Raw genomic sequence first — 649 nt, 5'->3', positions numbered from 1 at the left:
ACATTCAGAAGGGGTGATGAAAATCAGTTCGCGCAGCAACACCGCAGCGGTTACGGTGATGGTGCCCAACTCACTCGGTCCGGCCGTGTTATTGCTGCATTACGGAACGGAAGAGCAGAAAAATCATTATTTGCCGCGCTTGGCCAATGGTACCGAAATCCCCTGCTTTGCATTGACCGGGCCGGAAGCCGGTTCGGATGCCGGATCCATTCCGGATGCCGGCATCGTCTGCCGCGCTGAATTTAATGGTCAGCCGGATGTACTGGGAATACGCATCAACTGGGAAAAACGCTATATCACGCTGGGGCCGGTTGCCACCTTGCTGGGGCTTGCATTCAGACTATATGATCCGGATGGATTGCTTGGCGGTGAAAAAGATATCGGCATTACGCTGGCACTGATTCCGACCAATACACCGGGGATTGATATTGGTCGCAGACATTTTCCCCTGAATGGTGTTTTCCAGAATGGGCCCAATTCCGGCAAGGATGTTTTCATTCCCATGGACTGGATCATTGGTGGACAGGAAAAAGCAGGACAAGGCTGGCGCATGCTGATGAACAGTCTTTCCGTCGGCCGATCGATTTCGCTGCCGGCCACCAGTGTCGGTGCAGCCAAGTTATCTGCCTGGAGCAGCGGTGCCTATGGT

Annotated in this window: 1 protein-coding gene; it reads left to right on the top strand. The window is 53.9% G+C overall.

Annotated elements, in window-relative coordinates; all coding sequences use genetic code 11:
- A partial coding sequence (locus SQ11_RS15425) for an acyl-CoA dehydrogenase family protein (protein ID WP_198140901.1) occupies positions 1 to 649 on the top strand: 649 nt, incomplete at both ends.

This window comes from Nitrosospira sp. NpAV, assembly GCF_000832065.1.
In the GTDB taxonomy this organism is placed as follows: Bacteria; Pseudomonadota; Gammaproteobacteria; order Burkholderiales; family Nitrosomonadaceae; genus Nitrosospira.
This window is presented reverse-complemented; position numbering and strand designations above follow the sequence as displayed.